Source organism: Paraburkholderia graminis C4D1M (assembly GCF_000172415.1).
In the GTDB taxonomy this organism is placed as follows: domain Bacteria; phylum Pseudomonadota; class Gammaproteobacteria; order Burkholderiales; family Burkholderiaceae; genus Paraburkholderia; species Paraburkholderia graminis.
Map to the genome: position 1 here is coordinate 156952 of NZ_ABLD01000001.1, position 13729 is coordinate 170680.

At 63.1% G+C, this 13729-nt stretch carries 15 protein-coding genes; 6 read left to right on the plus strand and 9 right to left on the minus strand.

Translation table 11 applies throughout. The features are described from left to right. The first annotated feature begins 49 nt into the window (after positions 1 to 49). Positions 50 to 424 (plus strand): copper homeostasis periplasmic binding protein CopC, encoded by a 375-nt coding sequence (copC, locus tag BGRAMDRAFT_RS00750; protein WP_006046702.1) that lies wholly within the window; start codon positions 50 to 52, stop codon positions 422 to 424. Next, positions 424 to 1368, plus strand: a complete 945-nt coding sequence (locus BGRAMDRAFT_RS00755; RefSeq protein ID WP_006046703.1) for a copper resistance D family protein — start codon at positions 424 to 426, stop codon at positions 1366 to 1368. Before copC ends, BGRAMDRAFT_RS00755 begins: the two co-directional genes overlap by 1 nt. Before the next feature lie 205 nt (positions 1369 to 1573). Here BGRAMDRAFT_RS00755 and BGRAMDRAFT_RS00760 read toward each other — a convergent pair whose 3' ends face one another. The 4 genes from BGRAMDRAFT_RS00760 to BGRAMDRAFT_RS00775 all read right to left on the minus strand — a co-directional run bounded on the left by BGRAMDRAFT_RS00760 (position 1574) and on the right by BGRAMDRAFT_RS00775 (position 6754). Then, positions 1574 to 2677 carry a porin gene (locus tag BGRAMDRAFT_RS00760; protein ID WP_006046704.1) on the minus strand — a complete coding sequence of 368 codons (1104 nt, stop codon included), beginning with the start codon at positions 2675 to 2677 and terminating at the stop codon, positions 1574 to 1576. 46 nt (positions 2678 to 2723) lie between these two features. Continuing rightward, positions 2724 to 3791: an ABC transporter ATP-binding protein gene (locus tag BGRAMDRAFT_RS00765; RefSeq protein WP_006046705.1), complete on the minus strand. Its 1068-nt coding sequence runs from the start codon at positions 3789 to 3791 to the stop codon at positions 2724 to 2726. Then, positions 3784 to 5553: an ABC transporter permease gene (locus tag BGRAMDRAFT_RS00770; RefSeq protein ID WP_006046706.1), complete on the minus strand. Its 1770-nt coding sequence runs from the start codon at positions 5551 to 5553 to the stop codon at positions 3784 to 3786. The genes BGRAMDRAFT_RS00765 and BGRAMDRAFT_RS00770 overlap by 8 nt, the downstream gene beginning before the upstream one ends. 112 nt (positions 5554 to 5665) lie before the next feature. Further along, the gene (locus BGRAMDRAFT_RS00775) at positions 5666 to 6754 is read right to left on the minus strand and encodes an ABC transporter substrate-binding protein (protein ID WP_006046707.1); all 1089 of its coding nucleotides are present in this window, start codon (positions 6752 to 6754) and stop codon (positions 5666 to 5668) included. 115 nt (positions 6755 to 6869) lie between these two features. On the opposite strand from BGRAMDRAFT_RS00775, the gene BGRAMDRAFT_RS00780 reads away from it, so the two are divergent. Together BGRAMDRAFT_RS00780 and BGRAMDRAFT_RS00785 are read left to right on the plus strand one after the other, a co-directional pair. Then, positions 6870 to 7565: a response regulator gene (locus BGRAMDRAFT_RS00780; protein WP_006046708.1), complete on the plus strand. Its 696-nt coding sequence runs from the start codon at positions 6870 to 6872 to the stop codon at positions 7563 to 7565. Beyond that, entirely contained in the window at positions 7562 to 8986 is a 1425-nt protein-coding gene (locus tag BGRAMDRAFT_RS00785; RefSeq protein ID WP_006046709.1) for a sensor histidine kinase, read from the plus strand. The genes BGRAMDRAFT_RS00780 and BGRAMDRAFT_RS00785 overlap by 4 nt, the downstream gene beginning before the upstream one ends. Positions 8987 to 9033: 47 nt before the next feature. On the opposite strand, the gene BGRAMDRAFT_RS00790 is transcribed toward BGRAMDRAFT_RS00785, so the two are convergent. The 4 genes from BGRAMDRAFT_RS00790 to BGRAMDRAFT_RS00805 all read right to left on the minus strand — a co-directional run bounded on the left by BGRAMDRAFT_RS00790 (position 9034) and on the right by BGRAMDRAFT_RS00805 (position 11981). After that, complete coding sequence (locus BGRAMDRAFT_RS00790) at positions 9034 to 10245, minus strand: CmpA/NrtA family ABC transporter substrate-binding protein (RefSeq protein ID WP_232292197.1); 1212 nt, start codon at positions 10243 to 10245, stop codon at positions 9034 to 9036. 9 nt (positions 10246 to 10254) lie between these two features. After that, entirely contained in the window at positions 10255 to 10830 is a 576-nt protein-coding gene (locus BGRAMDRAFT_RS00795; RefSeq protein ID WP_006046711.1) for an ANTAR domain-containing response regulator, read from the minus strand. 471 nt (positions 10831 to 11301) lie between these two features. Next, positions 11302 to 11574 carry a translation initiation factor IF-1 gene (infA, locus tag BGRAMDRAFT_RS00800; protein WP_006046712.1) on the minus strand — a complete coding sequence of 91 codons (273 nt, stop codon included), beginning with the start codon at positions 11572 to 11574 and terminating at the stop codon, positions 11302 to 11304. A 125-nt stretch (positions 11575 to 11699) separates the two neighbouring features. After that, a complete protein-coding gene (locus BGRAMDRAFT_RS00805) occupies positions 11700 to 11981 on the minus strand; it encodes a hypothetical protein (RefSeq protein ID WP_029965846.1) in 282 nt (93 codons plus the stop codon). 508 nt (positions 11982 to 12489) lie between these two features. Between BGRAMDRAFT_RS00805 and BGRAMDRAFT_RS00810 the strand changes: the two genes are divergently transcribed. After that, positions 12490 to 13134 (plus strand): helix-turn-helix transcriptional regulator, encoded by a 645-nt coding sequence (locus tag BGRAMDRAFT_RS00810; protein ID WP_006046714.1) that lies wholly within the window; start codon positions 12490 to 12492, stop codon positions 13132 to 13134. Positions 13135 to 13166: 32 nt separating this feature from the next. Then, positions 13167 to 13370, plus strand: a complete 204-nt coding sequence (locus tag BGRAMDRAFT_RS00815; protein ID WP_006046715.1) for a DUF1653 domain-containing protein — start codon at positions 13167 to 13169, stop codon at positions 13368 to 13370. An 18-nt stretch (positions 13371 to 13388) separates the two neighbouring features. Here BGRAMDRAFT_RS00815 and BGRAMDRAFT_RS00820 read toward each other — a convergent pair whose 3' ends face one another. Next, positions 13389 to 13706: a 2Fe-2S iron-sulfur cluster-binding protein gene (locus BGRAMDRAFT_RS00820; protein WP_006046716.1), complete on the minus strand. Its 318-nt coding sequence runs from the start codon at positions 13704 to 13706 to the stop codon at positions 13389 to 13391. Positions 13707 to 13729: the final 23 nt, after the last annotated feature.

Sequence of the window (13729 nt, forward strand, 5' to 3'; positions counted from 1 at the left end):
GCCCATGACGCACGCACGGCGCCCTGGTTAAATTCCGGGAGGCAACATCATGAATACCAACATGCGAAAAACGTTCTTTGGTGCGGTGGCAACCACTGCACTCATGCTTTCACCCGCGCTCGCGCTTGCGCACGGCAAGCTGGAAACGGCGACGCCGGCGGCCGGCAGCACAGTCGATGTATCGCCCGACTTACTCAGGCTGACGTTCAACGAGGACCTCGAATCATCGTTCAGCACGATCAAGGTCGCCGATGCGAGCGGCGCGCCCGTTACTAAAGAAAAAGCAACCGTCGACGCCGCCAATCCGCGCGTACTGGCCGTCGCGATCCCGAAGCTCGCTTCGGGTGCGTACACCGTGCAATGGGCTGTGATGACGCATGACGCGCACAAGACCAAAGGCATCTACACATTCGCGGTGAAGTGATGAACGAAGGCTTCCTCGGCGTTGTCCGGCTGATATCGGTAGCGCTGCAAAACGTGAGCTTTGCCGTGCTTATCGGAACGATGCTGAGTGACATGTGGTTGTCGCGACGCGCGTCGCGATGGCAGTCGGGCGTCAGTCGGCGACTCCTGACGACCATGAGGATTTCGGCGTTAGTTGTATTGCTTTCGAGCTTTTCGGCTTTCTGGGCTCACTGCGCGCTAATGAGTGAATCGTCTTTGTTTGAAGCCGGGCCGGCAGTCGTATCGATGCTGAAGGAGACCGGGTTCGGTCATGCCTGGCTCGTGAACTGCGTTCTACTGCTCGTCGTTCTTGTGCTTCTGCTGGCGAACGTGCATAAACGCGGGCCATACGCAGTCGTCATTGCATTCGCCACTGCGGGCGCGGCCCTGGCGAGAAGCAATACGGGACATCCGGTCGATGCCGGTACTTTTTCGCCGCCGGTATGGGCCGACTGGGTACACGTGCTTGCTATCAGCGTATGGGTCGGCCTCGTGCTTGTCGCGGCCAGTATCGTCGTGCCGCAGTTAGACAAGGCCCCGGAAGACGACGCGCCCAATAGCGCGGCATTCGTGCAATCGCTTTCAAACGCGGCCACTGTTGCGCTCGCGATGCTGGCTATCACGGGCGCGTACAACGGTTGGCGCGGCGTGAACAGTCCCGTCAATCTCTGGACGTCGACTTACGGGCAGGTTCTTGTGCTGAAGCTCGCGCTTGTGCTGATTGCAGCGGCGCTTGGAGGACATAACCGGATCGTTGAAATGCCGAAAGTACTCATGTCATTGAAGGGCTCGCATGCGATGCAGTCGCGCGTTGCATTGATGCGCTTTGCGCGAGTACTTCAGGTTGAGTCGGTCGTGCTGGCCGGTGTGCTTATTGTCGCCGCGGTTCTCGTTTCGAGTCCTTTACCGGGGACTTCTTCCTGACGGAAAACTTTTTACCAGTCCACGCAGATGGTGGTGTCTGTGCAGCGGCTTCATGTCTTGTCGAATCATCGCCGTGCACTGGCGCTTCCATCTTTTACAGGCTCGGCCGCGCGTCGGGCCTTTTTTTGCTCCGCCACGATGCGCTGATCGCGGCGGAGCGCCATGTATTCGCGTCGCAAGTCACACGCGAACTAAACTCGGCCGCTCAAAACCGATGTTGGATACCCGCCGTCACACCCGCTTGCGTATCCGCCGCGCCGGTCAGATCGCGCGACAGGCTGACGGCGTTGCCATGCTTCGCCATCGCATAGCCACCCGCGAGATACAGCACCGTGCGCTTGGACAACGCGTACTGGCCGCGCAGCGAAAAGAGCGTCGGGTCGGCGTCGCTCGCGTTCTTGATGTCCTGATGATAAACAGCGCCGAACAGCGAGAAGAACGGCGTCACTTCGTATTGACCGCCGATCCAGTACATGTCGCTGCGCAGCGTCGGCGTGGCCGTGTGGAAGGTGCGCCGATAGTTGCGATAGCCGGCCATTGCCTTGACCGGGCCGAAGTCGTAACTCAAGCCGGCATGAATGCCCTGAATGTAGTTGGTGGTGTCCGCGGGCGTGACGCTGTCGTTCGCACCGTTCTGACGGTCGAAGGTAACCACGGCGGCGAACGGGCCGTTCTCGTAGCCGAGGCCGAAGTCGTATTTCGAGCTCGATTTCATGCTGCCGGGCACATTGCCGAAGCCGTACATCGCGCCGAATTTAAAGCCGGCGAAATTGCCGTCGTAGCGCACGGCGTTGGCCGAGCGCGAGAACAGTCCGTCCTTGCGGCCGCCCGTTGCCGTCGATGAGGTCGCCCACGAGTAGTTCGGCGCATAACCCATCGGGTCGAACTGCAGCATGTAGTCGTAAGTGGTCGTGAAGTTGCGGCCGAGCGTGATTTGGCCGAAGCGGTTCTTCAGGCCGATGGTCGCGCGCCGGTCGAAGATCGCGCCGGGGCCGTCGTCGAACTGGCCATTCGCGATGTTGATGCCGCTTTCCAACTGGAACACGGCCTTCAATCCGCCGCCGAGATCCTCGACGCCGCGCAGACCCCAGCGCGACGTATTCTTGCCGCCCGACACGAGACGCGTTGCGCCGCCGTCCGCGCTCGCATGATTCACGTATTCGACGCCCGCATCGACGATGCCGTACAACGTCACGCTCGATTGCGCGTGCGCGCCGGTCGCGAATGCGGCGAGTCCCGCAAAGCCCGCGAAATACGCGAGGCCTGCGCGGCTCGCGCCGAAGGTCGTTCTTTTGATGCTCAACTTCATCGACAGTCTCCTGTAGCTGGTTTTTTTACTTCGGTGGGTGAGTGCGTCAGCTCGCGTGGGCGAACGCCCAGCAATCGTTCGCGGGGAATTCGATCCAGTGGCGCCCGGCCGCGCGCGGCACGTTGCCGAATGCGCGCAGACGCAGCTCGCCGCAATGAAACAGGTACTCCCAGCGGTCGCCGAGATACATCGACGTGATCAGGTCCGCTTCGAGGCGATTCGCGCCCGGACCGTCGGCGACCTGCACGCGCTCGAGGCGAATCACCGCCTGCACCTGCTGGCCGGCCGTCAGCGCTTCGCGCGCTTGCGCCTGCAATTGCCAGCCGTCGCCGGCCAAGGTCACGCGCTCCCCGTCGATCGCGGCCACGCGCGCGTCGATACGGTTGTTGCTGCCCATGAATTCCGCGGTGTAAAGCGAACGCGGCTCGCCGTACAGTTCCGCGGGCGTGCCTTCCTGTTCGATGCGGCCATTGCGCAGCAGCAGGATGCGGTCGGACATCGCCATCGCTTCGGTCTGATCGTGCGTCACGCAAAGCGCCGAGAGACCGAGCGACACGATCAGTTCGCGCAGCCAGGCGCGCGCTTCCTCGCGCAGTTTGGCGTCGAGATTCGACAGCGGTTCGTCGAGCAGAATGACGGGCGGGTTGTAGACGAGCGCGCGCGCAATCGCGACGCGTTGCTGCTGGCCGCCGGAAAGCTGATACGGATAGCGCGCGGCCAGATGACCGAGACCGAGCTGATCGAGCGCGCCTTGCACGCGCTTTTTCTGCTCGGCCGCCGACACGCGCCGCAGCTTCAATCCATAGCCGACGTTTTCCGCGACGGTGCGATGCGGCCACAGCGCATACGACTGAAACACGAGACCGAGCGAGCGCTGCTCGACCGGCAGATCGGCGTGCGTGGCGCCGTCGAAGAACACCTTGCCGTCGAGTTCGATGCGCCCCGACGAAGGCTGCTCGAGACCGGCGACCGCGCGCAGCAGCGTCGTCTTGCCGCTGCCCGACGCGCCGAGCAGGCACACCACTTCGCCCGGATTCAGTTCGAACGACACGCCCTTCAGAATCGGGTTGTCGCCATAGCTCAGAAAGAGGTTGTCGACCGAGAGCTTATCCATGAAGTTTCACTCCGAAGCGCAGGGCCACGCCGAGCCCGGCGCCGACCATCGCGATGTTGATGACAGAAAGCGCCGCGACCTGATCGACCGCGCCGGTCGCCCACAGCGACACGAGCAGCGCGCCGATCACTTCGGTGCCGGGCGACAGCAGATAGACGGCGGTCGAATACTCGCGCTCGAAGATCATGAAGATCAGTAGCCATGCGGCGAGCAGGCCGAAGCGCACGAGCGGCAGCGTCACGTCGAGACTGACGCGCGAACGCGTGCCGCCGACGCTGCGTCCCGCTTCCTCGAGTTCGGGGCCGACTTGCAGCAGCGCGCTTTGAATCAGGCGCATGCCGTACGCGAGCCAGACGACCGTGTACGCGATCCAGATGCTCCACATCGAGTTCTTCAGCTCTTTCACGCCCGGCACGAAGAGAAAGATCCACAGGAACGCGAGGCCGGCGAGCAGACCCGGCACGGCGCGCGGCAGCAGCACGAGGTAATCGAGCAGGCGCGTCGCCCAGTCGTTGCGGCGATGGCCGGCGAACGCCACGAGCGAATAGAAGCCCACCGCGAGCGCGCCGCCGAATATGCCGATGCCGAGCGTGTTGAGGATCGCGCGAACCAGGTTGTCCTGTTCGAACAGTTCGGTGAAGTTGGCGAGCGTGAGCACGTCGGCGAGATTCACGCCTTCGCCCCAGTTCGTGACGAACGCGCGCAGCGTGATGCCCGAGATCGGCACGAACACGGTCAACAAGAGCCACAGCGCGACGATCGCGAGCGCGACCCAACGCCATGCGCCGAGCGGCAGCACGGTCTGCCGTCCGGCCTTGCCTTTCACGGTGACGAAGCGGTTCGCGCGCTTGAGGAGGCTGCGTTGCAGCAGCACGAGCGGAAACGTAATCGCGACAATGCACACGGCGACCGCGGCCATCAGGTGATACGACGGCACGCCGAGCTTGTTGGTGAGCTTGTACAGATAAGTGGCGAGCACGAGGTGGCCTTCGGGATCGCCGAGCACGAGCGGCAGGCCGAACACTTCGAAGCCGAGGAAGAACACCAGCACGCCGGCGAAGAGCAGGGCGGGCAAGGTCATCGGCAGGCTCACGTCGAGCGCGACGCGAAACGGGCGCGCGCCCGCGACGCGCGCGGCTTCTTCGACGTCCGAGCCGAGATTGCGCAGCGCCGCCGACGAATACAGGTACACGTGCGGCACATGCGTGAGGCCGACGATCACCGTGATCGCAAGAATCGAGTACACGGTCCACGGCGCTTCGGCGCTGCCGAACAGCGTTTTCCACCAGACCGAATAGAAGCCGACCGGACCGGCCGCGACGACATAGCCGAACGCGAGCACCATCGGCGAAACGAAGACAGGCGTGAGCAGCAACGGCTCGAGCCAACGGCGGCCGGGCAGGTCGGTGCGAACCATCAGGAACGCGAGAATGCCGCCGAGCGGAATCGAAATGAACAGCATGCCGCTCGCGATCACGAACGAGTTCTTCAGCGCGGACCAGAAATCAGGATCACTGAAGATAAACTCGAAGCCGGTGAGGCCGAGCGTGCGGTTAGCGTCGAAGAAAGGCGCATTGAGCACGCTCTGAAACAGGATGAAGCCGAGCGGCAGCGCCACGGCGACCGTCAGCACGGCGACGACGAGCCAGCGCAGCATCCCCGCCAACGGTTGCAGACGGCCGCGCGGCAACGCGCCGATGGGGCCGTCGTCAGCCGCGAGCGGCGCGGCGTCGCGAGGCCCGGTTGCGCTAGTAAAAAGCATGAGTGTCCCCCTGCGGCGCAAAAGCCGCATATCGGCAGGTGTTCAACGAAAAAGCAGAGACGTTCGCGCGTGGCGGCGCGAACGTGTGCGCCTCTGTGTCAGGCGCGAGGGTTTAGCGCTTGATCGACTGTTGCCATTGCTTGAGGAATTCGAGGCGCTTCGACTGGTCGAGATAAACCAGCAGGCCCGCGCCGATAGGAATCGGCTTCAGCGAATCGCCGAGCTGCTTCGTGAGGCCGGCCATCGACGTTTCGCCTTCCACGTCGGAGCGAATCGAGAACAAACTCGCCTGATTCGCGAGCAGGGTCTGGCCGCGCTGCGACAGCAGATAGTCGACCCACAGCTTCGCGGCGTTCGGGCTTTTCGCCTTCTTCGAAATGGTGACGAGGCGGCTCACCACCAGCGTGTAGTCCTTCGGATAGACATAGCCGATGGAGGGATCTTTCTTGGCCTTGGTGAGCGCATACGAGCCGAGAATGTTGTAGCCGATCAGGTTCTCGCCCGACGAAATGCGCTCCATCATCGCGCCCGTGCTCGATTGCAGTTTCGGGCCGGTCGCGCCCATTGCCTTGACGAGATCCCACGTGACCTGCGGGTTCACGCGCGCGTCCTGCGTCAGATAGTTAAAGCCGACGCCGGACTTCTCGATGTCGTAAGTCGTGACCTTGCCTTTGAACTGATCGGGCTTCGATTGCAGCAGCTTGATGAGGTCGGCGCGCGTCTGCGGCACTTCGCCCGCGGACAAAAGGCGCTTGTTGTAGACGATCGCGAGCGGTTCATAGGTCGTGCCGTACGCCTGCTTCTGGTACTGCGCCCATTGCGGCAACTGCTTCGCCTCGGGCGATTCGTAAGTCGCCATCAGGCCGTCGTTGACGAGCTTCACCTGCAGGTCCATGGCCGAGCTCCACAGCACGTCGGCGCTCGTGCTGCTCGCCGCGTTTTCGCTGATGTAGCGGTTGTACAGCTCGGTGCTGTTCATGTCGTTGTACTCGACTTTCACGCCGTACAGGCTTTCGAAGTCTTTGATCAGCGGACGCACAAGCGCGGTGTCCGTGACCGAGTAGACGATCAGTTTTCCTTCTTTTTTTGCTGCGTCGACAGTGGCCTGATAATCGCCCGGATAACCGGCTGGGAACGCTGCCCATGTCGAATGTGCGGCGAATGCGGCAGCGGCGGCGAGAAGCTTTAAAGAGATATGCACGTCTTCCTCCAGAAAACATCATGTTGATTTTGTGAAGGCGAATGGTAAGAGACGCGCGCTTTCTGAACGCTTTCAATTTGCGAGGGAAATGCGTCACAATGGACGAATTCGCCTCATGGATTTCCCTGGGATTCTGTTCATGCGTGTGCTGCTCGTCGAAGACAATCCGATTCTTTCCCGCTCGCTAACCGACGCGCTGACCAATGCCAAACTCACTGTCGACTGCATGCATGACGGCGAATCTGCCGATCACGTATTGCGCACGCAAGACTACGCGCTCGTGATTCTCGACATCGGTTTGCCGAAGCTCGACGGGCTCGAAGTGCTGCGCCGTTTGCGCGCGCGGCGCAATGCCGTGCCGGTGCTCATCTTGACCGCGCATGGTTCGGTGGAAGAGCGCGTGCGCGGCCTCGATCTCGGCGCCGACGACTATCTCGCGAAGCCTTTCGCGCTCACCGAACTCGAAGCGCGCGCGCGTGCGCTGCTGCGCCGCGGTCATGGTCAGGAGGCCTCGGTCGCGCAATGCGGCACGCTGGTTTACGACAGCGTCGATCGCGGCTTCACGCTCGACGGCGAACCGCTCGCGCTCACGCCGCGCGAACGTTCGGTACTCGAAGTATTGATCCTGCGCAACGGCCGCGCGATCAACAAGGAAACGCTGTCGGAGAAAATTTTCGGGCTCGACGAATCGGTGAATGCCGATGCGATCGAAATCTACGTGTACCGTTTGCGCAAGAAGCTCGAGCGCAGTTCGGTCGGCATCGTCACGCTGCGCGGGCTCGGCTATCTGCTCGAAGCCAGGACGCCATGACGCGGCCGGATCTGCGCGTGCGGGTCGCGCTATGGCTGCTGGTGCCGCTGTTATTGCTGCTCGCGCTGGATGCCTGGCTCACCTATCAACGCGCAATGAACGCGGCACATGCGGCATTCGATCGCACGCTCGAATTTTCGTTGCGCTCGATTCGCGACGGCGTGCGTCTGCGCGACGGTCGCATCGAAGTCGACTTGCCTTATCTCGCGCTCGAGATGTTCGAATCGAACGGCGGCGGCAACATCTACTATCAGATTCGCGAGGAACATGGCCGTGTGGTGACCGGTTATCCCGATCTGCCGGAGACGAAGAAGGTGCCGGCCGAGCCGTACAGCGTGCAGTTTTATGACGACGTATTCCGCGGCCGGCCGCTGCGCATCGCGATGCTGCGGCTGCCGGTGCACGACGTGCCGAGTGCGCAAACGCGCGTGGTGCTGGTGAGAGTCGGCGAAACGATCGAGGCGCGCCAGGCGCTGGCGCGCGAGATCCTCACCGGCTCGCTGCAGCAGGAAGGCTTGCTGGTGATGCTCGCGCTCGGCATCGTGTGGCTCGGTGTCGCGCGCGGCTTGCGGCCGCTCAATCGTCTGTCGGCGAAAGTCGCGGCGCGCGCCGACGACGATCCCACGCCGCTCGATACCGTCGGCTTGCCGAGCGAGGTCGCGCCGCTCGTCGATTCGATCAACCAGTACATTGGCCGCACGCAGAAGATGCAGCTATCGCGGCGGCGCTTTTTCAACGACGCCGCGCATCAGTTGAAAACGCCGCTCGCGGTGATTCAGGCGGAGTCCGAACTGGCGCAGCGCGGGCTCGATGGCGTCGATGCGAACAGTGCTGGCCCGAGGCGTCACGGCGTCCATTTGCGGCGGCTGAACCGCGCGGTGCAGCAGGCGGTGCGTATCGTGCAGCAGTTGCTGTCGCTGTCGCGGCTCGATGCGGACAGCGGCTACACGGTCAGGCATGCCGCGGTGCCGCTGCACAAGGTCGCGCGCAGCGTGACGCTCGACTGGTCGCCGGTGGCGCGCTCGCGCGGCATCGACCTCGGCTTCGAGCAGGAGACGCGCGTCGACGTGACGGGGCAATCCGATCTGCTCGCGGAACTGGTAGGCAATCTGATCGACAACGCGATCCGTTATTCGGGCGATGGCTCGGTCATTACCGTGCGGGTCGCGTGCGAGCACGGCGAGCCCTTGCTTCAGGTGATCGACAACGGGCCGGGCATTGCCGCGAGCGAACGCGACGCGGTATTCGAGCGCTTTTACCGCAGCGAGGCGACGCAGGCAGTGGAGGGCAGCGGGTTGGGGTTGTCGATTGTGCGCGAGATCGCGCGGGTTCATGGCGCGCGCGTCGAGTTGGGCGATGCGCGCGGCGGCGGGCTGGTGGTGAGCGTGTGGTTTCCGGCGGTCGTGCAGGAGGCGGCGTGAGGCGGGCTCGTGCGTTATCGCTGCGTTGCCCGTGGGTTATCGATGCGTTATCTGTGAATCGGAAAACTGCGTGCGAAACCCGTGGCCGGCGTCGTGCTATTCCATGTGGCGCCGTCCATGAACCGTTGCGTGGTTTCTTGCGCCGGCACCGCGACTTTCACGTGCGCGGCCGCCTCGCGATACAACTGCGTCTGATTGATGCGCTCGGCGATTTGCGCGTAATCGGCGCGTGCGTCGATCATTCCCCAGCGCTCGAATTGCGTCAGAAACCAGGCGCCCTCGAATGGCTGCGGATAGTTCACCGCGCCATCGTCGAAGAAACGCACCGGTAAACCGTGCGGCACCGACGCGGGAATCGCGTCGCCGAAACGCGCGGCGATCAATGCTTCGTCGATGCCGATAAATTCCGGCCGCGCGAGCCAGCGCGCGATCTCGTGGCGATGTCCTGGGCCGTCGAGCCAGCGGCACGCTTCGAGCATGGTCCGCACGAGCGCGCGCGCCGTGTTCGGATTTTCGTCGACGAAATCGCGCCGGCACGCGAGCACTTTCTCGGGATGGTCGGGCCACACTTCGCTCGTATAAGCGACCGTTCTGCCGACGCCTTGCGCTTCGGCCATCGCATTCCACGGCTCGCCCACGCACAGGCCGTCGAGCCCGTCTTCGGCGAGCGCGGCGACCATCTGCGGCGGCGGAATCACCACGCTTTCCACGTCGCGCAGCGGATGCACGCCTTGCGCGGCGAGCCAGTAATGCAGCCACATCGCGTGCGTGCCGGTCGGGAAGGTCTGCGCGAACACCGGCTTGCGGCCGAGCGCGGCGAGCGCCTTCGGCAACGTGCCGTGCGCGGCGAGCGCATCGGCGAGACGGTTCGACAAGGTGACCGCCTGGCCGTTGCGGTTGAGCACCATCAGCACGGCCATGTCCGTTTGCGGACCCCCGAGCCCGAGTTGCACGCCGTAGACGAGGCCGTAGAGCGTATGCGCCGCGTCGAGATCGCCGGACAGCAGCTTGTCGCGCACGGCGGCCCATGACGGCTGGCGCGACAGTTCGAGCGTGAGGCCATGCGCGTGGCCGAATTCGAGCAGCTTGGCGGCGACGAGCGGGGCGGCGTCGGACAGCGCGACGAAGCCGAGGCGCAGGTGCGTTTTCTCGAGCTGGCCGGATGTGGACGACGAAGCCGACGACGAAGCCGACGACGAAGCGAGCGACGAAGCCGACAACGAAGCCGACGAGGATACGAGTGAGCTAACGGAGTTCATGGGCATGCTTCACTTGTGCGATTCAGCCGCCGCGACGACCGCGCGCGCGACCTCGGCGAGCTTCACACCCTGGTTCATCGCGCGTTTGCGCAGCGTGGCGTAGGCGGCGTGCTCGGTGATTTTCTGCTGATCCATCAGCAGGCGTTTGGCGCGGTCGATCAGCTTGCGCTCCGCGAGTTCGTTTTCGACCTGGGCGAGGCGTTCGCGCAGTTGCGATTCCTGTGCGAAGCGCGCGAGCGCGACCTCGAGAATCGGCGCGAGCCGTTCGGTTTCGAGCCCTTCGACGAGATACGCGGTCACACCCGCGCCGACGGCATCGCGGATCAACTGCTGGTTCGAGTCGTGGCTGAACATCAGCACCGGACGCGGCGCGGTGGCGTTCATCACGGCGAGCTGTTCGAGCGTGTCGCGCGACGGCGAATCGGTATCGATGATGATGACGTCCGGCCGCTCGCTCTGAACCGCGCTGTGCAGCGCGTGCGGCGTCGCGGTGCTGGCCAGCATCTCGTAACCGAGCCTGGCGAGCGCGTCACGTAGGTCGCCTATCGGCTTATCGGTATCGGTGACGAGGAGGACACGCAGCATGGGGTAGTGGCAATCGACGGCTGAACATCGTTAAAGCAACTTGGATGCCAGTGGCCGCGGAGCCTTGTGTACGAAGGGATTACGCACTGAGGCCGAGCTTTTTCGTGACGAGTGGCGCACCGGGAAAGGGCATGCGTCGCGAATGCACCGAAGCGGCGCACAGCGGGCGATTCTTGAGAATTCTTAAGAAGGCGAGACGAACAGAACCCGCGACAAGAATCGCAAGGCAACAGGCAACGGCTCGGAAGACATCGCGACGAGCGTCGCGACAAAAAATCGGCTGAAAAACGCGGCGAAAAACGCGCCGTTAAAAAACGCCTAAAAAGCGCCGCCGCTGCGCGCCGCTCAGGTTCGAACCGGGCCGAACTCGAGAAGGCGCGCCAATGGCTTCGCGTACAACGTTACTCTAGGGCCGCAAGGCAGAGGCCCACGCAGGCACGCGCAAAAAACCGCCGGCGCGTGCCGCTCGCCTTAACGGCGACGGAATTGCGAATTGCTGCGCGCGGCGCCGCCGCCTGCACGCTCGTCTTTGTGACGGAAGTTGATCCGGCCTTTGGTCAGGTCGTAGACCGACAGTTCCAGCGTCACGCGGTCACCCGCGAGAATACGAATGTGGTTCTTGCGCATGCGTCCGGACGCGTAAGCGCCAACCACGACGCCGTTGTCGAGCGTCACGCGGTAACGGCTGTCCGGAAGTACTTCGTCGACGATACCGTCAAGTTCAAGCAGTTCTTCTTTCGCCATGCATAACTCCTGGTCGATGGGATAAGGGTTTGCGCGACGCCTTGCGGGCGGCGCTGCATCAGATACGGTTGCAAGCGGGCGGCAGGCCCGCCGTGCGGCAACGGCTTATGCGCCGCCGTGACCGCTCAAAGATCGGCGACCGACTGGCCGTCCACGCGGCCGTCGATCAGTTGCTCGGCGTGAGCCATGCACGCGATGCGCGCCTTGCCGGTGCCGTCGAACGGAAACAGATACTGGAGGCGGAACACGCGGCCCTCGGCGGCCGGATTCGCGCCCACGCGGCAAATGCGCACCGACGCGTCGTAGCCCGCGTCCGGATTGCGGCTCGTCTGGCCGTCGGTGGGGCGGCGCGGATAGACGAGCGGGTGAATCTCATAACCTTTGTACGTCTTGACTGCCGAGTTCATTAGCATAGATGTCCTGTAATACGTGGCCGGCATGTCACGCGTGTTACGCGCGGCACCGCAGGCCGGGCAGCGCAGCACCGGAAAGGCGCGCCGCCATTGAAAAAGTTAGCGCAGGCCCGATAGCGAGGGCTTGAGCGCGCCGCGTAAATTCGCGGATTCGATGGAGAAGAAACACGCTGATGTCGCGCGGACACCAGGCGGGTGAAAGCTGAAACTCAGCTGAACAACTCAGCTACACAACTCGCGACGGCTAATGCTGGCGGCGCATTGCCGGAGTGACGGGATCGCCGACGGGCGGCGGTCGAACAGTCGGGGGTGTTGCGCAGATGCGGTATGAGACAGCCAGGCTGCGAATGCGGAATACAACTATTCCAATATGATGCACTAAATACGTCTGATTGGATAGTAAAAAGTTCCATCCACGAACAGAGGGGCCGGCCGGTCGCTACAATGGCGAGTTGCCGCGCGAGGCAGCACGCGCCCCCGAACACCGTCACATCGTCATCCAATGCGCCAGACAACCGCGACCCCCGTGAAAGACCTGCTGCTCGAGCGCTACGCTCCCATCGCCGACGGCATCGCGGCGCTCTTCTATCCGTGCGCCGAAGTCGTGATCCACGATCTGCGCGACCAGACCATCGCGTACTTGGTGAACAATCTGTCGAAGCTCGAAGTGGGCGGTCCCTCGGTGCTCGACGAAGTGCACTACGCGGCGCGCGGGCGCACCATCGGACCGTACGAGAAGCTGAACTGGGACGGCCGGCGCATGCGCTGCGTGAGCAACATTCTGTTCGACGACAACGGCAAGCCGGCCGGCATGCTGTGCATCAACTTCAATATCGCGGTGTTCGAAGACGTGCGTTCCACGCTCGACCTGTTCATCCGCGGCGGCAATTTGACCGACGCACCCGCCGAAGACCTGTTCCGCGACGACTGGCAGGACCGCATCAACACGTATCTGCATACGTGGCTGCGCGAGCGGCAGATCGGCATCAACGCGCTCACGCGCGAACACAAGCGCGAAATCGTCGAGGCGCTGCATGCGCAAGGCGCGTTTCGCGGCCGCAGTTCGGCGAACTATGTGGCCGCCGTGCTGACGATGGGCCGCGCAACCGTCTACAAAATCCTCAAGCAGATGAAGGAAGGCGGTTGAATCGCCGCACTGTCCAACCCAGGGAGAATTCGATGGCTGAAACCACGCGCTACCGCCATTACAAAGGCGGCCTCTACGAACTGATATGCGAGGCGACGCTCGAGTCCGATCCGACTGTCACGATGATCGTCTACAAGGCGAGCAACGGCACGATCTGGACACGTCCGGCGTCGGTGTTTTTCGAGCAGATCGAGCATGAAGGCGCGACGATGCCGCGCTTCGCCAGGATCGATTGAGGGGATAAGCCTCGCTTCTCAACGCGACGACGACGACTGCAGTTCCACAGCGTCCGGCGCTTCTATCACCACATCGGTTTCGGCAATCGCGACGCACGGCAGGATATAACCTTCCTGCTTTTCCTCGCGGCTAAGACCTGGCCATTCGATCGTGTAGCGAACGCGTCCCGCCGTCATTTTGCAGATGCACGTACGACACGTGCCGTTGCGGCATGAACGCGGCAAGCGCAGATCGGCGAAGCCGGCGGCTTCCAGAATGGTGAGCGAATCGGGCGCTTCGAAGCTGCGGCCAAGCGGCTCGACGCGCACGACAGGTGGGCGGTGTGAATCGGACATCGTGTGAATGTGTGACTGTGCTC